19 protein-coding genes are annotated in these 25,946 nt (G+C 63.9%); 6 read left to right on the top strand and 13 right to left on the bottom strand.

Features of this window, described 5'->3' with window-relative positions:
* Window positions 1-314 precede the first annotated feature (314 nt).
* Window positions 315-1,088 (top strand): histidinol-phosphatase, encoded by a 774-nt coding sequence (gene hisN, locus CK226_RS18295; protein WP_095772731.1) that lies wholly within the window; start codon window positions 315-317, stop codon window positions 1,086-1,088.
* A 30-nt stretch (window positions 1,089-1,118) separates the two neighbouring features.
* On the opposite strand, the gene CK226_RS18300 is transcribed toward hisN, so the two are convergent.
* The 4 genes from CK226_RS18300 to CK226_RS18315 form a co-directional block, all read right to left on the bottom strand.
* On the bottom strand, window positions 1,119-1,949 hold the full coding sequence (locus CK226_RS18300) for a helix-turn-helix domain-containing protein (RefSeq protein WP_095792655.1): 831 nt from the start codon (window positions 1,947-1,949) through the stop codon (window positions 1,119-1,121).
* Between the two features lie 105 nt (window positions 1,950-2,054).
* Entirely contained in the window at window positions 2,055-2,291 is a 237-nt protein-coding gene (locus CK226_RS18305) for a DUF1127 domain-containing protein (RefSeq protein WP_095792656.1), read from the bottom strand.
* Between the two features lie 3 nt (window positions 2,292-2,294).
* Window positions 2,295-2,450: a hypothetical protein gene (locus CK226_RS34935; protein ID WP_179295806.1), complete on the bottom strand. Its 156-nt coding sequence runs from the start codon at window positions 2,448-2,450 to the stop codon at window positions 2,295-2,297.
* Window positions 2,451-2,616: 166 nt separating this feature from the next.
* Window positions 2,617-3,594 (bottom strand): alpha/beta hydrolase, encoded by a 978-nt coding sequence (locus CK226_RS18315; RefSeq protein ID WP_095792730.1) that lies wholly within the window; start codon window positions 3,592-3,594, stop codon window positions 2,617-2,619.
* A 480-nt stretch (window positions 3,595-4,074) separates the two neighbouring features.
* Here CK226_RS18315 and CK226_RS18320 point away from each other — a divergent pair, with 480 nt between their 5' ends.
* Window positions 4,075-4,542 (top strand): Hsp20 family protein, encoded by a 468-nt coding sequence (locus CK226_RS18320; RefSeq protein ID WP_095772596.1) that lies wholly within the window; start codon window positions 4,075-4,077, stop codon window positions 4,540-4,542.
* 81 nt (window positions 4,543-4,623) lie between these two features.
* On the opposite strand, the gene CK226_RS18325 is transcribed toward CK226_RS18320, so the two are convergent.
* On the bottom strand, window positions 4,624-5,676 hold the full coding sequence (locus CK226_RS18325) for a low specificity L-threonine aldolase (RefSeq protein ID WP_095792657.1): 1,053 nt from the start codon (window positions 5,674-5,676) through the stop codon (window positions 4,624-4,626).
* Window positions 5,677-6,163: 487 nt separating this feature from the next.
* Between CK226_RS18325 and gltB the strand changes: the two genes are divergently transcribed.
* A complete protein-coding gene (gene gltB / locus CK226_RS18330) occupies window positions 6,164-10,909 on the top strand; it encodes a glutamate synthase large subunit (protein ID WP_095772598.1) in 4,746 nt (1,581 codons plus the stop codon).
* A gap of 142 nt (window positions 10,910-11,051) precedes the next feature.
* Window positions 11,052-12,506 carry a glutamate synthase subunit beta gene (locus tag CK226_RS18335; protein ID WP_095792658.1) on the top strand — a complete coding sequence of 485 codons (1,455 nt, stop codon included), beginning with the start codon at window positions 11,052-11,054 and terminating at the stop codon, window positions 12,504-12,506.
* Window positions 12,507-12,537: 31 nt separating this feature from the next.
* Here the strand turns inward: CK226_RS18335 and CK226_RS18340 are convergent, their stop codons facing one another.
* Together CK226_RS18340 and CK226_RS18345 are read right to left on the bottom strand one after the other, a co-directional pair.
* Window positions 12,538-13,770, bottom strand: a complete 1,233-nt coding sequence (locus CK226_RS18340; RefSeq protein WP_095792659.1) for a DUF459 domain-containing protein — start codon at window positions 13,768-13,770, stop codon at window positions 12,538-12,540.
* A 124-nt stretch (window positions 13,771-13,894) separates the two neighbouring features.
* Window positions 13,895-15,118: a lytic murein transglycosylase gene (locus CK226_RS18345; RefSeq protein ID WP_095792731.1), complete on the bottom strand. Its 1,224-nt coding sequence runs from the start codon at window positions 15,116-15,118 to the stop codon at window positions 13,895-13,897.
* A 203-nt stretch (window positions 15,119-15,321) separates the two neighbouring features.
* Between CK226_RS18345 and galU the strand changes: the two genes are divergently transcribed.
* A complete protein-coding gene (galU, locus tag CK226_RS18350; protein WP_179295816.1) occupies window positions 15,322-16,236 on the top strand; it encodes a UTP--glucose-1-phosphate uridylyltransferase GalU in 915 nt (304 codons plus the stop codon).
* 52 nt (window positions 16,237-16,288) lie between these two features.
* On the opposite strand, the gene CK226_RS18355 is transcribed toward galU, so the two are convergent.
* Window positions 16,289-18,070, bottom strand: a complete 1,782-nt coding sequence (locus tag CK226_RS18355; protein WP_179301075.1) for an outer membrane beta-barrel protein — start codon at window positions 18,068-18,070, stop codon at window positions 16,289-16,291.
* 207 nt (window positions 18,071-18,277) lie between these two features.
* On the opposite strand from CK226_RS18355, the gene CK226_RS18360 reads away from it, so the two are divergent.
* Window positions 18,278-19,279, top strand: coding sequence for a KpsF/GutQ family sugar-phosphate isomerase (locus CK226_RS18360; protein ID WP_095786990.1), 1,002 nt, complete (start codon window positions 18,278-18,280; stop codon window positions 19,277-19,279).
* A 253-nt stretch (window positions 19,280-19,532) separates the two neighbouring features.
* Here the strand turns inward: CK226_RS18360 and CK226_RS18365 are convergent, their stop codons facing one another.
* The 5 genes from CK226_RS18365 to CK226_RS18385 form a co-directional block, all read right to left on the bottom strand.
* Window positions 19,533-19,997, bottom strand: coding sequence for an NfeD family protein (locus CK226_RS18365; RefSeq protein ID WP_095792661.1), 465 nt, complete (start codon window positions 19,995-19,997; stop codon window positions 19,533-19,535).
* A gap of 20 nt (window positions 19,998-20,017) precedes the next feature.
* The gene (locus CK226_RS18370) at window positions 20,018-20,968 is read right to left on the bottom strand and encodes an SPFH domain-containing protein (RefSeq protein WP_095772605.1); all 951 of its coding nucleotides are present in this window, start codon (window positions 20,966-20,968) and stop codon (window positions 20,018-20,020) included.
* Between the two features lie 121 nt (window positions 20,969-21,089).
* Entirely contained in the window at window positions 21,090-22,301 is a 1,212-nt protein-coding gene (locus CK226_RS18375; RefSeq protein WP_095792662.1) for an FAD-binding oxidoreductase, read from the bottom strand.
* A 157-nt stretch (window positions 22,302-22,458) separates the two neighbouring features.
* On the bottom strand, window positions 22,459-23,523 hold the full coding sequence (hemH, locus tag CK226_RS18380) for a ferrochelatase (RefSeq protein WP_095792663.1): 1,065 nt from the start codon (window positions 23,521-23,523) through the stop codon (window positions 22,459-22,461).
* A 145-nt stretch (window positions 23,524-23,668) separates the two neighbouring features.
* Window positions 23,669-25,819, bottom strand: a complete 2,151-nt coding sequence (locus CK226_RS18385) for a bifunctional UDP-sugar hydrolase/5'-nucleotidase (RefSeq protein WP_095792664.1) — start codon at window positions 25,817-25,819, stop codon at window positions 23,669-23,671.
* Window positions 25,820-25,946 lie beyond the last annotated feature (127 nt).

The following is a 25,946-nucleotide window of genomic DNA, read 5'->3' on the forward strand; positions in this document are numbered from 1 at the left end:
AATAGCCGGCCCGAGGTGCAGGTGTAAAAAAAGACCGCATCGTTTGCACGATACGGTCGAAGTCTAGGGAGGAAACGCCCAAGGAGGGCATGGACAGGAAACCCTGTCCGAGGCTGAGGGTATTGTGCGGTGCACAAATGTCAAGCGATGTTCAGCCTTTTTTAATTCAGAGTGATGTGGAAATTGCCTTTCGATGACGCGGATGTGACATTTGGGCAACAAGTGTCGCCGCGAATAAATCGATAAACAGGCTTGTTTTGGCGGGAAAGTGTCGGCAGAGCCCGATTGGGCACTGGGCAATGCGGGAGAATCAATTGGACATCAGCATCGATTTCATGCGCCGCATCGCGCAGGCGGCAGCGGCCGAGACCTTGCCGCGCTTTCGCGCCCAGGGTGCCGTCGCAAACAAGGAAAAGGGCAGTTTCGACCCGGTCACGGAAGCCGACCGTGAGACCGAACGCGCCATCCGCGCACTGATATCGGCGCAGTATCCCGACCATGGCATTCTCGGCGAGGAGCATGGCAGCGAAAACACCTCCAGCCGGCATGTCTGGGTGATCGACCCGATCGACGGCACGCGCGCCTTCATCTCCGGCCTGCCAGTGTGGGGGACACTGGTCGGATTGACGGTCGACGGCGACGCGGTCGCCGGCATGATGGCGCAGCCTTTCACTGGCGAGCTGTTCTACGCCAACGCCTCGGGCTCGCACTATGAGGGGCCGGGCGGTCCGCGCAAGCTTGCGACCCGCAAGACGACAAGGCTCGATGAGGCGACGCTGTTCACCACCACGCCAGCGCTGTTCCAGGGCGAGGCGCGCACGCGCTATGACACGTTCGAGAAACAGGTCCAACTCGCCCGCTACGGCGTCGATTGCTATGCCTTCGCGATGATCGCCTCGGGGAGCGTCGACATCGTCGCCGATCCCGGCCTGAAACCCTATGACATCGTGGCGCTGATCCCGATCATCGAGAAGGCCGGCGGCGTCGTCACCACCTTCGATGGCGGACCGGCGGAAAAGGGCGGCGATGTGCTGGCGGCGGCGACGCCGGAGCTTCACGCGGCCGCCATGGCTGCCCTGCGCGGCTGATATCTCCGGGCTTTCTTCGAAGCAGTCGCTTCAGCGCGACCTGATCGAGCGCTGGAATGCCGCCGGCGTGCGTCCGTAGACCTGTCTGAACGACGCGCTGAAATGGCTGTGGCTTGAAAAGCCGAGGTCCATGCCGAGCGTGGTCAGATTGTCGTAGCGGCCGAGCAGGTCGAGCGCGCGCGCCAGCCGCAGGCGCAGATGATAGCGATAGAGCGGCATCGCCTCGACCTGCTGGAATATTTGCGTCAGATAGACCGGCGAGACTCCGACCTCAGCGGCAATCTCGGCCAGCCTCCAGCGCCGCGACAGATCCGACGCCAGCACCAGCTTGGCGCGGTCGACCAGTTTTTGCCGTCCGGGGCTGGCGCCCGCGACATGCGAGGTGCGCTCGCCGAGCGAGCGCCGCGCCAGCGTTAGCGCCAGCGTCTCGGCCTCCAGCGTTTCGGCGACATTGCAGCTCAGGCTGTGGCGCAGCAGCGCCACCAAGGCTTGCGCGCGCGGATCGATGCGCCGGTGCTGGCGGCGAAACGCCAGGACGCCACTGGCGAACAACTGCTCCTTCGGCGCCAGTTCCCGCAATTGGCCTTCCTCGATGACAAGGTCGAGGCAGGCGTCGCCGCCCTCGATGGGATGGCTGACCTGGTAAGCTTCCGCCTCATTGAAGAACAGAAGCTGATTGGCTTCCGCGACCGCATCATTGCGGCCGACATGGCGCACGAAGACGCCGCGATAGGGGAACACCAGATGCGTGGCAGACGTGCACTCCTCATCGCTCCTGTGACGGCATTCGCCGCTGCAGACGACATCCCGCACCCTGACGGTGCCGGTGTCCAGAAGGAGCTGAACTGTGAATTGCGACATGGCCGTTGCGTTTTCCCTCGCGCCGGAATGATTCCGGCATTGCGGTGGGTACTCTATCCAAACGGCCTGCCCAATCCTGTCAGGAGACTTCTCGACGGACGCTTCTCAGTCCCACGAGCGACGCCTGAATTCCGAATAGGCTTCGCCGCGTGACAGACCGATGTCCTTGAGCTGTTGGTCTGTCATTTCCAACAAGGCAAGCCGGCTTCGGCGCTTCTCCATCTGGCGGCTGATCCATCTCGCCGCCGCGATGCATTGGGCGTGCAAGGCCTGCAGGCTGGTTTCGGTATGGGCTGGCGGCTGGCCAGCCAGGCGTTGTGCCGCCGCGTGATCGGTGCGCATGGCTCAATCCTCGCTCACGCCGGCCGCCGAGACGCCGGCTTCGTTCAGCGCCGTCGCGCATTCCTCGCAGCAGACCTCGACGGTCTTGCCGCCGACCTTGACGCGGATCGGGTCGGCGTCCAACTGGCAATCGCAGGCGGCGCAGGTTTTCTCGGTCATGATCTCATCTCCATGGCGTTCAATTCGACGCGTTGAGATGAGCATTTCGGCGCGAGCGCCGGCTGTCAGAATCTTTAGCGGTTTGCGCGCCGCGGGAAGCGGCTGGCCGATCATCCTGACAACGGTGTGTCAGCTATGCCGGCCTGTGAGAGGACCGCGGTGCCTGTCAGACCGTCGGATCGTCCGAGCCGGGGATGAAGGCGTCGAAGGCGGCAAGGAATTGTTCGCGGTAGAGATCGACCTCCTGCAGGATTTCGTGCTTGGAGCCGTCGATCATCAGCAGCGACCCGAGCCTCAGGCTTCTGGCGTAGGCTTCCACCGCCCTGGTCGACACGACCTGGTCGGTGCCGGCGGCGATGATCAGCAGAGGCACCTGAATCCGGGCCTTGAAGTCGGGGTCGCTGATGGCTTCCGACGCCTTCGCCGCCGCCTGCAGCCAGCGGATCGTCGGACCGCCAAGCGCCATTCGCGGATACTCTTCGTAGATGCGCGTGTTGCGGCGGTAGCGTCGCGGATCCGACGTTACCTTGTTGGCTAGGAAAGGCAGCGTGTGTCTGGGTCGTGGACCCCAGGCGGCATAGAGCCGGCCCAGCCCCAAAGCGCAGAAAACCGAACAGATACGGCGGACTGTTCGGATCGAGACCGGCAGGTCGGGCAGGGTCAGGAACGGTGCGATCAGCACCATGCGGCGCACGCGGTTCACCATGGACGGCGCGGCAAGCAGCGCGATCACGGCCCCGGCTGAATGGGCAAGGATGTAATACGGCCCGCGGCAATCGGGCAGCACGATCTCCTCGAAAAACTGCTCCAGATCGGCCGTGTAGTCGCGGAAGGACCTGACATAGCCGCGCTGGCGATCGCGGATCAGCCGGTCGGAATCTCCCTGGCCGCGCCAATCGAGGGTGGCGACGCCAAAGCCGCGGGCGGCAAGGTCGCGAATGGTTTCGAAATATTTCTCGATGCACTCATTGCGGCCGGACAGCAGCACCACGGTGCCCCGTATCGGGCGCGCGGCCGCCGGGAACAGGCCATAGCGGATCTTCTTGCGGTCGCGCGTGATGAAAAAGCCACCGGCGGCGTTTTCCGGTCGCGGATTGCCCTCGGTTTCGTGGAAAAGCGGCGTGTCGTGGAGAAGGTCCGTCATGCGGCGCTTTGTGCTCGGCGTCTTCAGGTGCCAGCCTGTCGCGGCTGGCCTCGTCAAGGTGATAGACGCCAATGCATTAAAAGCAAAGCAAATCCGGGTCGTGCCGGGATCGCAATGGGAAGGCCGGAAGCCGCCCGAGGGCGTGCTTCCGGCCTCTGTCGATCCGGGAGGAAGGGACGTTAACACCCGGTTCGGCCTCGTTGCGGCATCCCTGTAAAATCCGGCGCCGCCAATCCTTGATCTTGACCTCACTCTAGCGGCGGCTGTCTGAACAGGCGCCGAAGCGCCGGTTCATCTGCCGTTCATCAAGGGGCAGGCCATTCAGTTTTTGCAGCCGGGGGAAATCTTGAAATGCATTCGAGCGCTCCCCAAATGTTGAGTGCGGTCGCCAATATCGGGGCCGCTGGTCCTGCCGAAACGCCGCTTACGGGTTTCGCACCGGCCATACGCAAACCATGTTGCTCAACAGGAGAACACATCATGCGTCACGTTGATTTTTCCCCGCTTTACCGTTCGACCGTCGGCTTCGACCGTCTCTTCACCATGCTGGATTCGCTTGCGCAGCCCGATGGCGCGCAGACCTATCCGCCCTACAATATCGAGCGCACCGGTGAGGATTCCTACCGGATCTCCATGGCGGTTGCCGGCTTTTCGGACGAGGAAATCTCGATCGAAGCTCACCGCAACGTGCTGACCGTCAAGGGTGAGCGCAAGGACGAAGGTGACGGTGAAGGCGCCGAATTGCTCTATCGCGGCATTGCCTCCAGGGCCTTCGAGCGCCGCTTCCAGCTTGCCGACCACGTTGAAGTCGTCGGCGCCACGCTGAAGAACGGCCTGCTCTTCGTCGACCTCAAGCGCAACATTCCCGAGGAACTGAAGCCGCGCAAGATCGCGATCACCTCGGCTTCGGCCAAGGCCAAGCAGATCGAGGCCAAGACCGCTGCGTAATGTAGCCCAGGAATAGAAGCGTCTCCTCCCGAGACGAAAGCGGCGCCGAAAGGCGCCGCTTTTTTGTTGTTCGGGGGCCGATTATCCGGCGATCAATTGGCCAAAGCGGTCGACTTCCTCGGCTGACGTCGCGAAGCTGGTGACGAAGCGGTAGAGCAGTTCCTCCTCGCCGATATGGCCGTCAAAGCCATGCGGCTTGTGCCAATCATAGAAGACGGCGCCCGCCGCCTGCAGTCTCTCGGCCTCGGTCTTCTTGATCACGGCGAACACCTCGTTGGCTTGCGGCAGCCAGGCCAGCTTCGCGTGGGCCGAATCCTCGATCGCCGCCGCGAGGCGGGCGGCCATGGCGTTGGCGTGGCGCGCTGTGTCGAGCCACAGGCCGTCCTTGAAATAGGCTTCGAACTGCGCCGCGACGAAGCGCGACTTCGAAAACAGCTGGGCGGCGCGCTTGCGCAGAAAGGCCAATTCCCTGGCGCGGTCGAGGTCGAACAGCACGATCGCCTCGGCGCACCAGCAACCATTCTTGGTGCCGCCGAAGGACAGGATGTCGACGCCGCGCTTCCAGGTCATTTCGGCCGGCGTCGTGTCGAGCGCAACCAGCGCATTGGCAAAGCGGGCGCCATCCATGTGCAGCGGCACGGAATGCCGTTTTGCGATGGCCGAAATCGTCTCGATCTCGTTCAGGCCGTAGATGGTGCCGACCTCGGTCGACTGGGTGATCGAAACCGCCATTGGCCGTCCCCCGTGGACGATTTCGGGCGCGAAGCGGCCAATGGTCCGCTCCAGATTGTGCGCGTCGATCTTGCCCAGTGCGCCGTCTACGGCGTGCAAGCGCGCGCCGCCGGAAAAATGCTCCGGCGCGCCGCATTCGTCCTCGATGGCATGCGATTCGCGGTGCGCGAAGGAAATGCCGCCGGGCTTGTTGAAGGTGGTCAGCGACAGCGCGTTGGCGGCGGTGCCGGTCGCCACGAAGAACACCGCGACCTCGCGTTCGAAAATCTCATTGAAGCGCTGGTAGACCGCCTGGTCGAGCGCGCCGTCGCCATAGGCGGTGGCAAAGCCGCCGGCCGCGGCCGACAGGCCGGCAACGATATTGGGATGGGCGCCTGCCCAATTGTCGGAAGCGAAGAACATGCATCTGCCTATGTCTGGGGAAGATCGGGGAAAATCAGCGCGGAGTTGAACGGTTCCACGCGCCAACCGCAAGGGCCAAGTGCCGGAAAACCGTTAAAGCCAGTCATGCCGACAAGGCAGGGATCGGCGACTGAAGCTTACGTTTTCTCTCAACTTCACGTAATTTTATGTCGCGGAAGGCTCAAGTTTTTTGTGAATCGGTCTTGTGTGCGTCGGGGAATTCTGCCATAAAAATTTAGGACAGTAGTGCTGTCTTATTTTGTCGCACAAAACAGGCTGGATTGGCGTAACATATTGGCCTCTCCGGCTGTTGCTGCGAGCGACAGGTGGACGGCCAGACTCTGGCCTGTACGATACCAGACGCGAACCATGTGGAAAGCCGCCTGGTTCGGCAAGGATTTCGCAAGACGTGCCGCAAGGATCAGGGTGAGCCAAGCGCTTGCCGAGGCAAACCAGCGCCTGAAGGGCTGGAACGGAGGACAGGACAATGACGGACATGACGCTCTCTGCGACGAACGGCCAGGCCGCGCAGACGAAAGCGGCTGCCGTCAAAAATACCTCTCGAACCGACATTGGCCGAACCGATATCGGCCGAACCGGTTTTGCCCCTCGGGGCCTCTACGATCCGCGCAACGAGCATGACGCCTGCGGCGTCGGTTTCATCGTCAACATGAAGGGCGTGAAGTCGCATCAGATCGTCAAGGACGGGCTTGCCGTGCTCGAAAACCTGACGCATCGCGGCGCTGTCGGCGCCGACCCGCTGGTCGGCGACGGCGCCGGCGTGCTGGTGCAGCTTCCCGACCAGTTCTTCCGTGAGGAGATGGCGGCCCAGGGCATCGAACTGCCGCCTTCGGGCCAATATGGCGTCGGACACTGGTTCATGCCGCAGGACGCGGCGCTGCGCGCCCATATCGAGGACATCATCGCCGAATCGGCACAGTCCGAAGGACTGCCGCTCATCGGCTTCCGCGACGTGCCCGTCGACAATTCGTCGCTGTCGAAGGCGCCCGATATCGTCGCGTCCGAGCCGTTCCATCGCCAGGTCTTCATCGGCCGCACGGCCGATATTCCAGATGACGAGGAATACGAGGCCCGGCTTTATCTGCTGCGCAAGGTCATTTCGGGCCGCATCTATGCCGAGAACGACAACAAGGACATCGGCGCCTATTGCGTGTCGCTGTCGGCGCGCACCATCGTCTACAAGGGCATGTTCCTGGCCTATCAGGTCGGCGCCTATTACAAGGATCTCAAGGACCCGCGCTTCGAGACCGCGCTGATCCTCGTCCACCAGCGTTTCTCGACCAACACCTTCCCGTCATGGAAGCTGGCGCATCCCTACCGCATGGTCGCGCACAATGGCGAGATCAACACGGTGCGCGGCAACAACAACTGGATGGCGGCGCGCCAGGCCTCGGTCGATTCCGAGCTGTTCGGCAACAACATCTCGAAGCTGTGGCCGATCTCCTATGACGGCCAGTCCGACACGGCGTGCTTCGACAATGCGCTCGAATTCCTGTTCCAGGGCGGCTACAGCCTCAGCCACGCCATGATGATGCTGATCCCGGAAGCCTGGGCCGGCAACAAGCTCATGGATGCCGATCGCAAGGCTTTCTACGAATACCACGCCGCCCTGATGGAGCCGTGGGACGGGCCGGCGGCGGTCGCCTTCACCGATGGCCGCCAGATCGGCGCCACCCTCGACCGCAACGGCCTGCGCCCTGCACGCTACATCGTCACCGACGATGACCGCGTCATCATGGCTTCCGAAGCCGGCGTGCTGCCGGTAGCGGAGGAGAAGATCGTCCAGAAGTGGCGGCTGCAGCCCGGCCGCATGCTGTTGATCGACCTTGCCAAGGGACGCATCGTGCCCGACGAGGAGATCAAGTCGGAGATCGCCACCAGGCACCCTTACAAGACCTGGCTCGCCAACACGCAGCTCATCCTGGAAGACCTGAAGCCGGTCGAACCGCGCGCGCTGCGCAAGGATGTCAGCCTGCTCGATCGCCAGCAGGCGTTCGGCTACACCCAGGAAGACACCAAGCTGTTGATGTCGCCAATGGCGACCACCGGCCAGGAAGCCGTTGGTTCGATGGGCACCGACACGCCGATCTCGGCGATGTCGGACAAGTCGAAGTTGCTCTACACCTATTTCAAGCAGAACTTCGCCCAGGTCACCAACCCGCCGATCGACCCGATCCGCGAGGAGCTGGTGATGAGCCTGGTGTCCTTCATCGGGCCGCGGCCGAACATCTTCGACCTGGTCGGCAATTCGCGCCGCAAGCGGCTCGAAGTGCGCCAGCCCATCCTGACCAATGGCGATCTGGAGAAGATCCGTTCCATCGGCCACACCGAGGACCGTTTCGACACCAAGACCATCGACATCACCTATGGCTCGAATGAGGGCGCTGCCGGCATGCAGGGCGCCATCGACCGCCTGTGCGAACGCGCCGAGGCGGCGGTCGCCGGCGGCTACAACATCATCATCCTGTCCGACCGTCAGCTCGGCCCGGACCGTATCGCCATCCCGGCGCTGCTGGCGACGGCGGCGGTGCACCATCACCTGATCCGCAAGGGGCTGCGTACTTCCGTCGGCCTGGTCGTCGAATCCGGCGAGCCGCGCGAAGTGCACCATTTCTGCTGCCTTGCCGGCTACGGCGCCGAGGCGATCAACCCCTATCTCGCCTTCGATACGTTGCTCGACATGCACAAGCGCGGCGAGCTGCCGGAAGAGGTCGACGCCTACGAGGTCGTGTCGCGCTACATCAAGTCGATCGGCAAAGGCATCCTCAAGGTGATGTCCAAGATGGGCATCTCGACCTACCAGTCCTATTGCGGCGCGCAGATCTTCGACGCCATCGGGCTGAAGTCCGATTTCGTCGAGAAGTATTTCACCGGCACGGCGACGCTGATCGAAGGCGTCGGGCTGGATGAGGTCGCGGGCGAAACCGTCAGCCGCCACACGGACGGTTTCGGCAACGATCCGGTGCTGCGCAACAGCCTCGAGGTCGGCGGCGAATATCTCTTCCGCATGCGCGGCGAGGCGCATATGTGGTCGCCCGACGCGGTCGCCACCCTGCAGCACGCCGTGCGCCAGGGCTCGTGGGAGACCTTCAAGGAATATTCCGCGCAGATCGACAGCGAGACCGCCCGCGCGCAGACCATACGTGGCCTGTTCAAGATCAGGCTGGCTGAAGAGACCGGCCGCAAGAAGGTCGCGCTCGACGACGTCATGCCGGCGGCCGAGATCGTCAAGCGCTTCTCGACCGGGGCGATGTCGTTCGGTTCGATCTCCAGGGAAGCGCACACCACTTTGGCGCGCGCCATGAACCAGATCGGCGGCAAGTCGAACACCGGCGAGGGCGGCGAAGAGGCCGACCGCTATTTGCCGCTGCCCGGCGGCGGCAAGAACCCGGAACGCTCGGCCATCAAGCAGGTCGCCTCGGGACGGTTCGGCGTGACGGCCGAATATCTGGTCAATTCCGATGTCATGCAGATCAAGGTGGCGCAGGGCGCCAAGCCCGGCGAGGGCGGCCAGCTGCCCGGCCACAAGGTCGACGCGACCATCGCCAAGGTCCGGCATTCGACGCCGGGCGTCGGCCTGATCTCGCCGCCGCCGCATCACGACATCTATTCGATCGAGGATCTGGCGCAGCTGATCTACGATCTGAAGAACGTCAACCCGGCGGCCGACGTGTCGGTCAAGCTGGTGTCGGAAGTCGGTGTCGGCACGGTCGCGGCCGGCGTCGCCAAGGCGCGCGCCGACCACATCACCATCTCGGGCTATGATGGCGGCACCGGCGCCTCGCCGCTGACCTCGCTCAAGCATGCCGGCAGCCCGTGGGAGATGGGCCTGGCCGAGACGCATCAGACGCTGGTGCTGAACGGCTTGCGCAGCAGAGTGGCGCTGCAGGTCGACGGCGGCTTGCGCACCGGGCGCGACGTCATCATCGGCGCGCTGCTCGGCGCCGACGAGTTCGGCTTCTCGACCGCGCCGCTGATCGCGGCCGGCTGCATCATGATGCGCAAGTGCCACCTGAACACTTGTCCGGTTGGTGTCGCCACCCAGGACCCGGTGCTGCGCAAGCGCTTCAAGGGCACGCCCGAGCATGTCATCAACTTCTTCTTCTACGTGGCGGAAGAGGTGAGGGCGCTGCTGGCCGAGATGGGCTACACCCATATCGACCAGATCATCGGCGACAGCGATCTTCTGGAAAAGCGCGACGTGATCCAGCACTGGAAGGCGCGCGGCCTCGATTTCTCGAAGATGTTCTACAAGCCCGATGCGCCGCACGAAGCGGTGCACTGGACCGAGCGGCAGAAGCACCCGATCGACGACGTCCTCGACCGCAAGCTGATCGAGCTGGCCAAGCCGGCACTGGAGGCCAAGCAACCGGTCAAGATCGAGGTCGATATCCGCAATGTCGACCGTTCCACCGGCGCAATGCTGTCGGGCGAAGTCGCCAAGCGCTTCAAGCACAAGGGGCTGCGCGAGGACACGATCCAGGTGAGACTGACCGGCACAGCCGGCCAGTCCTTCGGCGCCTTCCTGGCGCGCGGCGTCTCGTTCGAACTCGTCGGCGCCGGCAACGACTATGTCGGCAAGGGCCTGTCGGGCGGGCGCATCGTCATCCGGCCGCCGGAAGAGGCCAGGATCGTGGCGGCGGACTCCATCATCGTCGGCAACACGGTGCTTTATGGCGCGACCGAGGGTGAAGCCTATTTCGCCGGTGTCGCCGGCGAGCGTTTCGCGGTGCGCAATTCGGGCGTCGCCGCCGTCGTTGAAGGCGTCGGCGACCATGGCTGCGAATACATGACCGGCGGTGTCGTCGTCGTCATCGGCAAGACCGGCCGCAACTTCGCCGCCGGCATGTCGGGCGGCGTCGCCTATGTGCTGGACGAAGCAGGCGATTTCGCCGAGCGCTGCAACATGGCCATGGTCGAACTGGAGCCGGTGCCGGAAGAAGACGACCTGATGGAGAGGCTGCTGCACCATGGCGGCGACCTCGACCACAAGGGTCGCGTCGACGTGTCCGGCGACATGACCAGCCATGACGAGGAACGCCTCTACCAGCTGATCTCGAACCACGTGCACTATACGGGGTCGGTGCGCGGCCGCGAGATCCTCGACGACTGGGCGACGTTCCGGCCGAAATTCCGCAAGATCATGCCGGTCGAATACCGCCGCGCGCTGATCGAGATGGAACGCATGCGCATGGGCGTCGCGGCCGAATAGATTTGCGAGAATTGCCGGGGAGCCCAGGCTTCCCGGCCCCCTTCATCGACAGTTTGACCTCGGGCGCAAGGTTGCCATGGCTGCCTCTAGAGGTTAACGGGTGCGGCGAAAACCGCACCATCTGGACAGCAGGAACTGGACTATGGGCAAGGTAACAGGCTTTCTCGAAATCGACCGGCAGGTGCACAAGTACCAGCCGGCCTCCGACCGAATCCGGCACTTCCGCGAGTTCACGCTGCCGATGTCGGACAAGGAGGTCGAGAAACAGGCCGCGCGCTGCATGGATTGCGGCATCCCGTTCTGTCACGGGCCGACGGGCTGTCCGATCCACAACCAGATCCCGGACTGGAACGACCTCGTCTACAACAGGGACTGGGACAACGCGATCCGCAACCTGCATTCGACCAACAATTTCCCGGAGTTCACCGGCCGCATCTGCCCCGCCCCTTGCGAGGAAGCCTGCACGCTGAACCTCGAGGACATTCCGGTCGCCATCAAGACGGTCGAACAGGCGATCGCCGACAAGGCTTACGAGACCGGCCATATCAGGCCCTATCCGCCGGAAAAGAAGACCGGCAAGCGGGTCGCCATCATCGGCTCCGGCCCCGCCGGCATGGCCGCCGCACAGCAGCTCGGCCGCGCCGGCCACGACGTCCATGTCTATGAGCGCGAGAGCCGCCCGGGCGGGCTGATGCGCTACGGCATTCCCGACTTCAAGATCGAAAAGCACTATATCGACCGGCGCATCGAACAAATGCAGGGCGAGGGCGTGACCTTCCATTGCGGCGTCAATGTCGGTGTCGACAAGCCCGTCGCCGAACTGCTCGCCGAACATGATGCGGTGCTCTATTGCGGCGGCTCGGAAACGCCGCGTGCGGCCAACATTCCGGGCGACGATCTCGGCGGTGTGCATGATGCCATGCCCTATCTGGTGCAACAGAACCGCCGCGTCGGCGGCGAGCCGATCCAGTCGGTGGCGTGGCCGTCGCACCCGATCATCGCCGGCGGGCAGCATGTCGTCGTCGTCGGCGGCGGCGATACCGCCTCCGACTGCGTCGGCACCGCCTTCCGCCAGGGCGCGGTGCGCGTCACGCAGCTCGACATCCGCCCGCAGCCGCCTGAGAAGGAAGACAAGCTCGCCGTCTGGCCCTACTGGGCGACCAAGATGCGCACCTCGTCCTCGCAAGCCGAGGGTGCGGAGCGCGAATTCCAGGTGGCGACGCTCGAATTCATCGGCGAGGACGGCCAACTGACCGGCGTCAAATGCTGCGAGGTCGACGACAAGCGCAAGCCGATCGCCGGCACCGAATTCGTCATCCGCGCCGATCTCGCCTTCATCGCCATTGGCTTTGCCGGACCGGCGATGGTGGGCGTGGCGAAGGAACTCGAGGGCGAGATGAAGATCGTCACCGACAGCCGCCGCTCGCGGAATGTCGAGGCCAATGACCGCGACTACAAGACCAGCGTCGACCGGCTCTACGCGGCGGGCGACGTGCGCCGTGGCCAGTCGCTGGTCGTCTGGGCGATCCGCGAAGGACGCCAGGCGGCGCGCTCGATCGATGAAGCGCTGATGGGGACGAGCGTATTGCCCCGCTGAGTTGCGGGACGATCTCAAGAGTCCTGCGTGACTAAGGGGTGATCGCCGTCGTCGTGTCGGTCGCCGCGGCTGTCGCTGGCGGCTCTGCCTTCGGCGGCCAGGAGAAATCGTCGGCGCGGCCGAGCGCGGCCTCCGGCGCCTTGCCTTCGATCACCAGTCGCTCCCCGGGAAGAGCCGGATTGGCGTTTGCCGGCGGGGCGGCGCCGAGCAGCTCGGTGCCGCCGTCGAGCGCCGGGTCGCTGAGCAGCATGGGTGCGGTGCGGTCGACGACAATGGGTGCCGCGGCCGGCGCCGGTGCCTCGACGGGCGCGCCGGCCGGTGCCGTCGCCGGGGCCACGCTGCCCGGCGCGGCGAGGCCCAGGATCTTGGCCAGCGGCTTTTCGGTGTAGAAGGCGAGCTTGCGCTTGCCGGCCTTGGAGACGTTTATGCCGTCATCGGCGCGCAGCCGCACCGGCTGGCCGTTCATGTCGGGGCCGTTGGTGACGAAGGCGCCGTTCTCGTCGACGAAACCATCCCAGACATCGACGAATTCGCCGCCATGGTTTTCGGCGGCCTGATGGTAGATGTCGTTGAAGGCCAGCATGTCGGAGGTCATCTTCGGCACCCGGAAGGCCGGCAGGCCGACCCACAGGAAAGGCACCTTGGCGCTGGCAATGGCCTTGCCGAGTTCGTCGGTGCGGCGCTCGTATTCCTTGGTCCAGTTCTCGGACCGGGGCTGCTCGCGCACGTCCCCCACCTTCATCTGCTGGCGGTCGTTGGAGCCCAGCATGACGACCACCGCGGCCGGTTTCTCGGTCTCGATCAGCGATTTGATCTGTTCGGGCCAGTTGTAGAAATCATCGCGCACGAAGCCCGACGAGCCATTGCTGCGCACGACGATCCTGACGCCTGGATTGTCGGCGAAGGCGATGTCCAGGCCCTCGGCAAGACCTGTCGCCATGAAGTCGCCGACCACCAGCACGGTGCGGGCGTCCGGCGCCTTTTCGACCACGGGGGTTTCAGGCTCCGCCGGCGGACGCGGGGCGCGCTTTTTCGCCTTGGCCTTCGGTCTTGCCTTCTGGATGTCGAGCGGTGGTTCAACCCGCTCGCTGCGGCGCGGAAACAGAAGGTCACGCAACGACCATCCACGATTTTGCTGCGGCTGCTCCTGCGCCATGGCCGGCACATGGAAGGCGCCGGCGGCGCCGATCGTCAACAGGACGATCGCCAGAAAAAGGATCGGCGTGCGACGAGCAAGGATCGCGATACGCGCGGCCGAAACCAATCACTCCTCCATCCCCTTGCGCCTGGTCCGGCAAACCGGAGCCGGTTTTGCGGCCGGGCGCAAGTTCAAAGTGCCATGGCGCCTGATATGCGCGCGCAAAATACGCGCGGCGCCGTGGCCGGCTCTATTTTTGCCTGAGCCATTTGAGCACTTCCATGCTCGGGTAGCCGTCCTGGGTCAAGCCGACCTTGGCCTGATAGGCCATGATGGCGGTCTTGGAGCCGTCACCGATCTTGCCGTCGAACTTGCCTTCGTAAAGCCCGTGCTGCGAAAGCCGCTTCTGCAGCTCCTGCCGTTCCTCGAAGGTGAGCTTGGTGAAGGGCCGCTTCCAGTCCTGGACAAGGCCGTTGCCACCGGCAATCTCGTCGGCAAGAAGGCCAACGGCCAGGGCATATTTGTCGGCGTTGTTGTAGGCCTTGATGACCGAGAAATTCCGGATCATCAGGAAGGCTGGCCCGCCACGGCCGTCAGGCACCTTCAGCGTCGCCTTGTCGGTGAGGTTCTTGAACGGCTTGCCGCTGGCCCTGGCGACGCCAAGCGCCTGCCATTGCGCCAGCGTCTTCGCTCCGCCCGGCAGCTTGCCGGCCGGTATGGCGACTTCGTAGCCCCAGGTCTTGCCGGCCTGCCAGCCGTTCTTCTTCAACAGATTGGCTGATGTCGCCAGCGCATCGGGGATGGAATTCCAGATGTCGCGCTTGCCGTTGCCGTCCATGTCGACGGCATAGTGCTGATAGCTGGTGGGGATGAACTGGGTCTGGCCCATGGCGCCGGCCCAGGAGCCCATCAGATGGCTTTCGTCGATGTCGCCGGTCTGCAGGATCTTCAGGGCCGCGACCAGCTGGGTGCCGGCATATTTCGACCGCTTCGGATCGCCATAGCCCAGCGTCGCCAGCGACCGGATGACGTTGCGCATGATGTCGTCGCGTTTGAGGATCTCGCCATAGTTCGATTCCATCGACCAGATGGCCAGCAGAATGTAGCGATCGACGCCGAACCGCGCCTCGATCCTATCCAGCCACGGCTTCCACTTCTTCGCCATCTGCTGTCCGACGGCAACGGACTGGTCGTGGACGCGGTTGTCGAAATAATCCCAGGCGGGTGCCGTGAATTCGGGCTGGGTGCGTGCCTTTTCCAGCACGACCGGATCGGGCTCCTTGATGTCCCGGAAAGCCTGGTCGTAGACAGCGCCGGAAACGCCGCCGGCGACGGCGGTGGCGCGGAAGCCGGCGACCCATTGGCGGAAACCGGCGTCGGCGAAAGCGGGTCCGGCAGGCATCAGCAGAGCGACCGAGAGGCTGGCAGCCGTCATGACGCTGGTGAAACGTTTTGCGGCATTGCGAACGGACATGTTTTCCTCCTTCTCTGTCTCAGGAAAGACCATTCATCGCCGAACCGGGTTAGGAATTAGTTTACCATAGGTGTCTCCTGGAACGAAAAGACACCTCGATGCTTTAACCGGTGGAAGTTTCCCTCACCCGCTCGCACTAATCTTCAATTCCGGCGTGAAAATGTCGCGAGACGGGGATTGCGGAGCCGGGCAGCAAACGGATAATTGAAAGCATGAAGAGAGTTCGCAAGGCAGTTTTCCCGGTCGCCGGTCTCGGCACGCGGTTCCTCCCGGCCACCAAGGCTGTTCCCAAGGAAATGCTGACAGTCGTCGACCGGCCGGTCATCCAGTATGTGGTGGACGAGGCGCGCGAGGCGGGCATCGAGCATTTCATCTTCGTGACCGGCCGCAACAAGGCGGTCATCGAGGACCATTTCGATATCCAGTTCGAGCTCTATGACACGCTCGCCCAGCGCGGCAAGGACGAGCAGCTTGCCCGCCTGCAGCGGTTGCAGCCGGCGCCGGGGCAGACCAGCTTCACGCGCCAGCAGGTGCCGATGGGACTCGGCCATGCCGTCTGGTGCGCGCGCGAACTGGTCGGCGACGAGCCGTTCGCGCTGCTCTTGCCCGACATGATCATGCAGTCGGAAAAGAGCTGCATGAAATCGATGGTCGAGCTCTACGAGGAAACCGGCAACAACATCATTGCCGTGCAGGAATGCGATCCGGCGGAGGCTCACAAATACGGCATTGTCGGCCGTGGCGAGGATACGCATCACGGCTTCCGCATCACCGAGATGGTGGAGAAGCCGAAGACAGGCACGGCGCCGTCCAATCTCTACATCAATGGCCGCTACATCCTGCAGCCCGAGATATTCAACATCCTCGAGGACCAGGAAAAGGGCGCCGGCAACGAAATCCAGCTCACCGATGCGATGCTGAAGCTGGAAAAGCAGCAGGCCTTCTACGGCTATCACTATCAGGGCCGCACCTTCGACTGCGGATCGCCGGAGGGTTTTGTCGAGGCCAATGTCGCCTTCGCGCTGTGGCGCAGCGATATGAAGGAGAACATGGCCGGCGTCATCCGCACGCTTCTCGACGAGATGACGCCATCGGATCGGCGAGTCGCGGTATCTTAACTGGATGGGTCATGCCAGCGCGAGCGGCTGACCGCCCCTGCGCAGGCGTGTTTCAGCGCTGCACCTTCAGGCCGAGGTAGATGCTGTTGGCGGTGTAGTCGCGGCCGGGCAGGTTGCTGGTCAGCTTTTCGGTTCTGACCCGGCCGGTGAGGCCGGCATAGCGGTTCAGCCACCAGGTCAGCCCGGTCTCGGCGCTCAGGATCCTGTCATGGCCGTCGATGCCGACATAGTCGCGCCAGTCGAGCCCCAGAGCCGCATTCGCGGTAAGGTTGGCACGGATCTGCCGTTCGGCCGTCAAGCGGCCGGAATAGAGGATATCGCCGCTTTCACCCGCCGTCGTGGTGGTCTCGACGGTGGTCTTGCCGGTCAGGCCGATCGTGGTTCCGCGTTCCGGCGACCATTTGAGATCGGCGTTGACGGTGGCGCCCGAAATCGCCTCCAGGCTCTTGTCGTCGATCGCTTCCCTCAGCCAGCCGGCGGAGAACTCGCCGGAGAGCTTCTCGCCCATATCGAGTTGCAGACCGGCGCGGGCGCCGAGCCGGGTCGAGGACCGCTCGAAGCCTTCATTGTCGATGCGTTGATCGTAGGCCCGGCGGCCGACCTCGATTTCGCTGAACGGGGTGAGGACCGGGGAGATTTCGTAGCCGGTGCGCAGGGTCGCCGTATAGAGCGTGTTGTCCTGATCCTTCTGCGACAGCGTGGTGCCGTCCGAAAGCTCGGCGTCGCCGTAGAAGTCGTGCGAGACCGCGCCGGTCAGCGTGTACTGCATCTTGCCGACGGCCTTTTCGACGCCGAGGCTGCCGTCGATGGTCTGCCGCAGCGGCTGGGTGCTGACGCCGGCAATGGCGTTGGGCGAGGACGCCGTTTCAGGCACGGCCTCATAGCCGAGCTTGGCTATGGCGCGCAGCTCGTTGTCGAGGTCGACATTGAGCTGGCCTTCGATGCGGCCCTGCGCATCGTGAACGCGGTAGCCCGACACCGTCTCGCGGAACAGGCCATAGCCGTCGATGGTGGCGGCGTTTTCGCGCCAGTCGGAGACGGCGGTAAAGCGCAACGCCGTCTCCGACAGCAGCGCCGAGGTGCCGGCACTGCTCGAATCGCCGTTCGTGGTGGCGGTCATGCCCTGTTCGATCGACGGGCGGATGACGAAGGAACCCCATTTGACGCCGGTGGGCTGGAACGGATCCTCCTCGGCCTTCTTGTTCTGGCCTTCGATGGCGGCGGTGCGTTCGGCGCCGGGGTCGAGCTTCTGCCTGTCGGCGCTGTCGACGGTGAGGGCACGGCGGTTGGCCGCTTCCTGGTCCGCGCCGTCGGTATCGTCGGTCGCGGCCTGAGTGGTGTCCGTGGTCGCGGTGGTCGCTTTCTTCTTTTTCTTCGACTTGCCGGTTGCCCTGCGGTCCGTCTTGGTCTTGTCCTGGTCCGCAGCATTCTGGCCGGCGCTCGACGGACGGCGACGAGGCTTGGGCGGCGTCGGATTGTCGGTGGCCGTGTCGTCGGTCGCCTGCGGCGGATCGAAAATGCTGCCGGTGGCGGCATCGGTGTTCGTGTCGTCAGGGACAGCGCCGGCACTGGCCGGCAAATAGGTGCGCGGCGGCGCATCGTCCTGCGCAGAGTTGGCCGACTGCTGCTGGCGCTGGGTGGCAAGGGCGAGCTGCTTTGCCTTGCGCTGCTGGTCGGACAGGATCGCCGATTCGGACACCTCGCCGCGCAGCTCGGTTTCCTGGGCATGAAGCTGCCCCGGGCGCAACAAGGCAAACATGCTGGTCGCCAGCAACAAGGCGCAGACCGCCTTGCCCTGTCGTCCTCTTGATTTCTCTGGCTGGGCCCCGGACATCGCCACCACTGCTTGCGCGGCGCTGTGCGCGCCATACTTACCGAACCGTAAATGGGGATGGTTAATGGAGGGTTGAGGCGGCGATCGTTCGGCCGGTTAAAGTGCCGCTGTTTGCCGATCCCGTGACCTGTCCGAAGCCTCCGCCGCCTGGGCGCCAGCGGCATTTCTGTTGGACAGGCGGGCGGCAACGCGCTAATCGCATCATCCATGCATGCGAGATCCCTCGATAAGAAGCCCCTGGACAGGCAAGCGTCGATCGATTCGGCACTGAGAACGGTGACGACCGAGCAGGCCGGCATCGCCGCCCTTGCCGAGGCGCTCGAGAACGGACTGGCCGCGCCTTTCGCGCAGGCCGTCGGTATGATTTCGAAGATCGAAGGCCGGCTGATCGTCACCGGCGTCGGCAAAAGCGGCCATATCGGCTCGAAGATCGCGGCGACGCTGGCTTCGACCGGCACGCCGGCCTTCTTCGTCCATCCCGTCGAGGCCAACCATGGCGATCTCGGCATGATCGCCAAGGACGACGCCATCATCGCCATCTCATGGTCAGGCGAAAGCAAGGAGCTGCTCGGCATCGTCGCCTATTCCAGGCGTTTTTCCATTCCGCTCATCGCCGTCACGTCAGGCGAGACATCGGCGCTGGCGCGCGCCGCCGACGTGGTGCTGCTTTTGCCGCGCACCCCGGAGGCCTGTCCGCACGGGCTGGCGCCGACGACGTCGACGCTGCTGCAACTGGTCATCGGCGACGCCCTGGCGATCGCGCTGCTCGAGGCGCGGGGTTTCACGCCAGACCATTTCCGCACCTTCCATCCCGGCGGCCAGCTCGGCGCCAATCTGACCATGGTCTCCGAGATCATGCGGGTCGGCGACCAGATGCCGCTGGCCGTGCTCGGCACCAAGATGCCGGAAGCGGTAATGACGCTGTCGCAGAAGAAGGTCGGCTGCGTGCTGATCGTCGACGCCAATGGCGAACTCGCGGGGATCATCACCGACGGCGATGTCGCGCGCAACCTGCACCGCAATTTGGCCGACGTCATCGTCGACGAGGTGATGACCCGCACGCCCAAGACGGTCGACCCGCAGACGCTGGCTGGCACGGCGATCGCGCTACTCAACGAGCACAATATCGGCGCGCTGGTGGTGACCAGGAACAACATGCCGCTGGGCGTGGTGCATTTCCACGACCTGCTGCGCATCGGCGCTGCCTAGGCATGCCGATATTCAGGTGAGGCCGGTTGCAAACGGCTGATACCTGCGCTTCCGGCCTTCGCCGGCCGAAGCACTCATGAGGGATCGTCGCTACTAAGGCTACGGCCGGGTTAGGCCGGTGCTCAAGTACTTAAGTACGCTCCGCTCCGGTTCTCGTAACCCGCCTTGTTCGGTCGCTTCGCGCCCGTCTTCGACTCCGGCTCGGCCTGTCCTGGATCTCAACACATCTTTCGCACCGGCGCCGTCTGGAAACTCAGACGCGCTCCACCGTCAGTTCCAGGTCCGTGTCGGCGGCACTTGTCACGCGCACCTGCGTGCCGGCGGGCAGGTCCGGGCCGGAGACGCGCCATAGCGTGTCGCCGAGCTTGATGCGGCCGCGGCCGTCCTTGATCGGCTCGGCAAGCGTCGCCATGCGGCCGACCATCTGAGCGCCGCGTCGGTTGAGCAGCGGCTGGTCGGTCGGCTGGTCGCGTCCGCCCATGAGTTTCTTGCCGACGAAGGCTGAAGCCAGCGACAGCGCCAGGAAGGCGAGGACCTGGACCTGCCAGCTCCAGATCGCCGCGTCCCAGATCAGCAGCGACGCCGCGCCGATGATGAGCGCGGCGATGCCGATCCACAGCATGAAGAAGCCCGGCGCGATGACCTCCACCACCAGCAGCACGAAGCCCAGAACCATCCAGTTCCACGGGCCGAGTTCGGAAATGATGCGATCGAACATGGGAGTGAGCTCCTGCGGACTCAGTTGTCGCTCGGGCGCACAACTGGCGGGCGCGCGGCCTGCCTTTGTGCGCCGGTCGTGCCTTCGCTGCGGAAGACTTCCTTGGCGATCTCGCCGATGCCGCCGAGCGAGCCGATCAGCGACGACGCCTCGAAAGGCATCAGCACGATCTTGCTGTTGGTGGCCGTGCCGATCTTGCCCAGCGCCTCGGTGTATTTCTGCGCGACGAAGTAGTTCAGCGCCTGCACGTCGCCCTTGGAAATCGCTTCCGACACCACCTGGGTGGCGCGGGCCTCGGCCTCGGCCGAGCGCTCGCGCGCCTCGGCGTCGCGGAAGGCGGCCTCCTTGCGGCCCTCGGCCTCGAGGATCTGCGACTGCTTGAGGCCTTCGGCGGCCAGGATCTGGGCGCGCTTGTTACGTTCGGCGGTCATCTGACGGCCCATCGATTCGATGAGGTTGGCCGGCGGGTTGATGTCCTTGATCTCGACGCGGGTGATCTTGATGCCCCACGGATGCGCCGCCTCGTCGACGACGCGCAGCAGGCGCTCGTTGATGGCGTCGCGGTTGGACAACAGCTCGTCGAGGTCCATCGAGCCCATGACGGTACGGATGTTGGTCATCGTCAGGTTGAGGATGGCGTTCTGCAGGCCGGCAACCTGGTAGGCGGCCTGCGCCGCATTGAGGATCTGGTAGAAGGCGATGCCGTCGACACCGACGATGGCGTTGTCGCGGGTGATGATTTCCTGGCTCGGAACGTCGAGCACCTGCTCCATCATGTTCATCTTGGCGCCGATGCGGTCGACGAACGGCGTGATGATGTTGAGGCCGGGGCTCAGTGTCTTGGTGTAACGACCAAAACGTTCGACCGTATAGTTGTAGCCTTGGGGAACTGTCTTGATGCCTTTGAACAGCACCAGCACGACAAGCGCGACAAGAACAACGACCGCAATATCGAAACCACTGAAATCCATTTGGCTCTCCCTCAGAAGCGGGCCGCGAGAGCCATTCCCGCGCAGCCGACTTCACCAAAGACTTAAGTGTGTTTCAGGAACGTTACAATCAGGTGATGAAGGATTGTTTGTTGCTCTGCACTCAGCGGTTGAAGGCGAAGAGCTCCGCATCGATGTCGGTCATCCCTTTGATCGAAGCCGAAATAATTTCGGAAGCGATGCGCGAGAAGGTGATGCCGTTGCCGCCGTAACCCATGACTGCATGGATGCGCGGATGCCGGGGGACGGCGCCGATATAGGGCAGGCCGGTGCTGGTTGTGCCGAACGAGCCGGTCCAGGCGAATTCGGGCCTGACGTCGAGACGGGGGAACAGCCGGCCCAGCTTGTCGGCAATGCGGGCACTCTTGTCGGCGATCAGTCCGTCGCGCCGCGTCTCGTCGACAAAATCCTCGTCCTCGCCGCCGCAGATGACCCTGCCGTCGGCCGTAGAGCGCATGTAGAGATACGGATCCGACGCCTCCCAGATGAACGACGGACCCGGCCAGAGTTTTCGCGGCTGCGGGCGTGTCGCGATCGCCCAGGTCGAGATGATCCGGTGGGCGGCCGCCGGCACGATGTCGACCAGTTCGTAGCCGGTGGCCAGGACAACATGCCGTGCGGTGATGGTCGGGCCGTCCTTTGTCGTCACGACCACCTCATCGGTATTGTCCTCGATCGCCGTCGCTTCGGCGGGAGCGTAAAGCCGTGCCTTGCGCTCCAGCGCCTTGAGCAGCAAGCCGGCCGTCAGCTTGCGCGGGTCGAGCGCGATGTTGCCATGGCTGAGGATGGCGCCGCCGCGGTCTATGCCGAATGTCTGCGCCAGCGGCTGCGGCGTCAGATAGGCGGCCGCAATGCCCGCATGTCGCCGCGCTTCGGCTTCCTCACGCAGTTCCGACGGTCCGAGCAGCGTGCCGGCCAGATAGAGCGACGGGGCGCGGCGCAGGCGACAGTCGATTGCGAGATATTCGATGCGGCCGGCCAGGTTGGAAACGGCGAGCCGCGAGCGGCGCCAGGCCTGTTGTGCCTTGATCCTGCCGATCATCTCCGAGAGCACGGAAAGCGGTTGGTCGATTTCGAACTGGACCAGCGCCGTGGTCGCCGCGGTCGAGCCTTTCAGCGGACCACGCCGGTCGATGCAGATTAGCTGATGACCGTCCGCCGTCAGCGCCTCGGCCGTCATGGCGCCGCTGATGCCCATGCCGATGATCAGCACGTCGGTCTTGACGTCGCGGGTCAACCTGTCCGTCGGCACGGCAGGTGCCCGATAGGCGGACCAGACGGGCCGGCCAGTTCTGAGGTCGAGTTTGCGGGGCATCGAATTCTCCGGAGGAACTGCTCAACGCTCCGGAGTGGCCCTTGTTCCGGTGTCAGAGCGGCGGGCCGCTCCAACTCTCTGGTTGACGAAATTCCCAAGGGAAAGCGCTATGCGCTTCTCCCGGGAAAACCGTTTCACACTTTTCCTGGAATTTCTCCTAGACCCAGCCGGACAGTTCGCGCCGCACCATCGCCTCGATCACCGCCATCCCCTCGGCGCTATCGTTGAGACAAGGGATATGCACGAAGTTCTTGCCGCCGGCATGATGGAAGGTCTCGGCCGCTTCCCGGCCGATTTCGTCCAGCGTCTCGATGCAGTCGACGGAAAAGCCGGGATTGACGATGGCGATGGATTTGACGCCGTCCTTGCCGAGTTTCTCCACCGTCTTGTCGGTGTAGGGCTGCAGCCATTCCTGGGCGCCGAAGCGCGACTGGAAGGTGGTGATCAGCTTCTTTTCGTCCCAGCCGAGCCTGTCGCGCAACAGCCGGGTCGTCTTGAGGCAATGGCAATGGTAGGGGTCGCCCTTTTCGAAATAGGGCCTTGGGATGCCGTGGTATGAGGCAATGACCACTTCCGGCTCGAAATCCAGCGTCGCGATATTCTGCTCGATCGAACGCGCCAGCGCCTCGATATAGGCGGGCTCGTCATAGTAAGGCGGCACGCTGCGGATGGCGGGTGCCGCGCGCATCTTCATCAAGGCGCGAAACAGCTGGTCATTGGCGGTGGCCGTCGTCGTCGCGGAGTATTGCGGGTAGAGCGGAAACGAAAGAATGCGATCGCAGCCCTGCGCGACCAGCCTTTCGGCGACACTCGCGGTCGAAGGATTGCCGTAGCGCATCGCCCAGTCGACGACGACATCGGGCAGGTCGCGCAACGCCTCGGCCAGCTTTTCGCCCTGCGCGCGGGTGTAGGTGCGCAGCGGCGACTCGTTCTTTTCCTGGTTCCATATCCGGGCATAGTTGGCGCCGGACTTCTTCGGCCGCGATGTAAGCACCAGGCCGTAGAGGATCGGATACCAGATCGCCCTGTTGAGTTCGATGACGCGCGGATCGGACAGGAATTCCCTGAGATACCGCCACATCGGCTTGAAGTCGGTGCCGTCAGGCGTGCCGAGATTAATCAGCATGACACCGATCTTGCCGGTCTTGACCGGCGGATGCCCGGCCGGCAGTGGGCCGAGGGCCTTCGCGGCTTTGGGATCGACAGCGGTTGTGAACGTCATAGCGGTCCTCCAGGAGGCGCGAACCTAATCATCCTGCACGGGCTTTCAATGCCGCGTCTGGCCGCACCTTAACGCGTGTCCAGCTGAAAACAGAACACCCGCCCGGTTTCCCAGGCGGGTGTTGGATGGAAGAGGCGAAGTGAGGTTACTTCGCCGGGATGGTCAGTGTCGCGCCGGGCATCAGCCGATGCGGCCTTTGACCCTTGTTGGCCTCGTAGATGAGTTTCCACTTGGTGGCGTCGCCATAGGCCTTCTTGGCCAGATCCCAATAGGTGTCGCCGGTAACGATGACATGGCTGCCCGTTGCTGGTGCGGCTTCAGCGGGCTTTGCCGGCTCTGCCGGCTTGGCAGGTTCCGCCGGGGCCGGCGCTGCCGGTGCAGGGGCGGCCTCGGCCGGCTTTGCCGGCTCGGCTGGTGCAGGTGCCGGAGCAGCGGGAGCCGGCGGGGCCGGTGGCGCAGGTGCATTCTCCGTCGATACGGCCGGCGGCGTGTTGGCGATATCGCCTGAGTTCGCGGGCAGTTCAGGCATTGCCGGTGCCGCTTCCGCGGGCTTTGCCGGTTCAGCCGGTTTCGCGGCCTCGGCCGGTTTGGCAGGTTCCGCCGGCGCGGGGGCCGGAGTTGCCTCGGCTGGCTTTGCCGGCTCTGCAGGCTTGGCTGGTTCCGCCGCCGGGGCCGCCGCGACGGTCGCGGCGATCTCGGTGATGCGGCCGTCGAGCTTGGGCGTGTAGGGCCGGTGGGCGCCGAGATAGTCGGCCACGACCTGTTCGAGACCGGGGCCGTAGTCGTAGGCGTTCTTGGCCTTTTCGGCGAAGACCTTGTAGCCGTCGCCGCCCTGGCGCACGTAATTGTTGGTGGCGACGAGATAGTCCTTGTCGGGCTTGATCGGCGTCCAGGCGCCGTTCTCCATGACCTCGACGGATTTGACGCGGCCGGCATTGGGCGCGACCGATTTGTCGAAGGCGTATTTGAGGCCCGCCACCTGCGGGAAGCGCCCGGCGCCGTCCTCGATCTGGCTGAGGCCGCTTTCGAGGCCGGCGACCAGGTCCTTGCCCGAAATCTGGAAGGTCGCCAGCGTGTTCTGGAACGGCAGCACGGTCAGCACCTCACCCATGGTGATGGTGCCCTTGTCGATCGAGGCGCGCAGGCCGCCGCCATTGGAGATGACGATCTCGACGCCCTGTCCCTTGACGCGGTCGAGTATGGCATCGGAGACGAGGTTGCCCATCGCGCATTCCTTGGCGCGGCAATTCTCGCGGCTGCCGTCGATGACGTCGGTGGTCTCGGCCACTTCCTTGTTCTTCAAAGCCTCGATCGGCGCGCCGAGTTCCTTGATGCGGGCGAGCACGGCGGGATCGGGCGTGATCGACTTGTCAAGAAAGATCGGGTCGCCGCTGGCCGATTTGACGACGCCATTGTCGTCGAACACCACCTTGAACTCGCCGAGATATTTCGAATAGGAGGCCGCCTGCACCACCGGCACCTTGTAGCCGTCCGGGTTGTCGACCATCGTCGGGTAGGGGCCTGCCGCCTTCGGATCGGTGTTCGACAAGAGCGTATGGCTGTGGCCGCCGACAACCACGTCGATGCCCGGGATCTTGGCAATGATGTCGCGTTCCCTGTTGTAGCCGATATGGGTCACGGCGATGATCTTGTTGACGCCTTGCGCCTTGAGCTTCTCGACCTCGGCGGTGATCGATTTGACGTCGTCCGCAATGGCGATGTTGGGACCGGGCGAGGCGAGTTCGGGCGTATCGTTGGTGACGGCGCCGACAATGCCGATCTTCTGCCCGCCGACATCCACGACGATCGACGGCTTGATCTTGCCGGCCGCGCCGGACTTGTCGTTGGGCACGACATTGGCACTGACGATCGGGAACATCGCCTTGTCGAGGTAAGGCACCAGCGCGCTCTCGCCATCGTCGAATTCATGGTTGCCGAGCGTCACCGCGTCGGGTTTCATCTGATTGAGGAATTCCTCCTCCACGGTGCCCTTGTAGGTGGTGTAGAACAGCGATCCCTGGAAACTGTCACCCGCATTGAGCAGCAGCACGTTCTGGCCTTCGAGCTTCTTGCGCTCCTGGGCGATCGCCGTGATCAACCGGCCGGCGCCGCCGATGCATTCGCCCTTGGTCTCCTCGTCGGCCGAACAGGTCGACTCATATTTGTTGTTGCCTTCGATGCGGCTGTGCCAGTCATTGAAATGCAAAATGTTCAATGTGTAGTCGGCAAAGGATGCGCCGGCCGACAGGCCAAGCGTCGATGCGGACAGGGCGGCAATGGCGGCAAGCTTCTTCATCTTCGTCTCCCGGTAGGCTGATCAGAGGCGTTTAGCACCCTTGCTTGACTGGGGTGTAACAGCCATGTTTTGACCATGTTCCCATCGCGTTTCGGCTGACGCAAGCGGAAATGCCGCCACTCTTTGC

The sequence above is a fragment of the Mesorhizobium sp. WSM4311 genome (assembly GCF_002295115.1).
GTDB lineage: Bacteria > Pseudomonadota > Alphaproteobacteria > Rhizobiales > Rhizobiaceae > Mesorhizobium.

Excerpts from the sequence above, each read along its gene's own strand:
- CK226_RS18300 (WP_095792655.1), bottom strand. The coding sequence starts at position 1,949 with ATGTCGCAATTCACAGTTCAGCTCCTTCTGGACACCGGCACCGTCAGG.
- CK226_RS18305 (WP_095792656.1), bottom strand. The coding sequence starts at position 2,291 with ATGCGCACCGATCACGCGGCGGCACAACGCCTGGCTGGCCAGCCGCCA.
- CK226_RS34935 (WP_179295806.1), bottom strand. The coding sequence starts at position 2,450 with ATGACCGAGAAAACCTGCGCCGCCTGCGATTGCCAGTTGGACGCCGAC.
- CK226_RS18315 (WP_095792730.1), bottom strand. The coding sequence starts at position 3,594 with ATGACGGACCTTCTCCACGACACGCCGCTTTTCCACGAAACCGAGGGC.
- CK226_RS18320 (WP_095772596.1), top strand. The coding sequence starts at position 4,075 with ATGCGTCACGTTGATTTTTCCCCGCTTTACCGTTCGACCGTCGGCTTC.
- CK226_RS18325 (WP_095792657.1), bottom strand. The coding sequence starts at position 5,676 with ATGTTCTTCGCTTCCGACAATTGGGCAGGCGCCCATCCCAATATCGTT.
- gltB (WP_095772598.1), top strand. The coding sequence starts at position 6,164 with ATGACGGACATGACGCTCTCTGCGACGAACGGCCAGGCCGCGCAGACG.
- CK226_RS18335 (WP_095792658.1), top strand. The coding sequence starts at position 11,052 with ATGGGCAAGGTAACAGGCTTTCTCGAAATCGACCGGCAGGTGCACAAG.
- CK226_RS18345 (WP_095792731.1), bottom strand. The coding sequence starts at position 15,118 with ATGTCCGTTCGCAATGCCGCAAAACGTTTCACCAGCGTCATGACGGCT.
- CK226_RS18355 (WP_179301075.1), bottom strand. The coding sequence starts at position 18,070 with ATGTCCGGGGCCCAGCCAGAGAAATCAAGAGGACGACAGGGCAAGGCG.
- CK226_RS18360 (WP_095786990.1), top strand. The coding sequence starts at position 18,278 with ATGCATGCGAGATCCCTCGATAAGAAGCCCCTGGACAGGCAAGCGTCG.
- CK226_RS18365 (WP_095792661.1), bottom strand. The coding sequence starts at position 19,997 with ATGTTCGATCGCATCATTTCCGAACTCGGCCCGTGGAACTGGATGGTT.
- CK226_RS18370 (WP_095772605.1), bottom strand. The coding sequence starts at position 20,968 with ATGGATTTCAGTGGTTTCGATATTGCGGTCGTTGTTCTTGTCGCGCTT.
- CK226_RS18375 (WP_095792662.1), bottom strand. The coding sequence starts at position 22,301 with ATGCCCCGCAAACTCGACCTCAGAACTGGCCGGCCCGTCTGGTCCGCC.
- hemH (WP_095792663.1), bottom strand. The coding sequence starts at position 23,523 with ATGACGTTCACAACCGCTGTCGATCCCAAAGCCGCGAAGGCCCTCGGC.
- CK226_RS18385 (WP_095792664.1), bottom strand. The coding sequence starts at position 25,819 with ATGAAGAAGCTTGCCGCCATTGCCGCCCTGTCCGCATCGACGCTTGGC.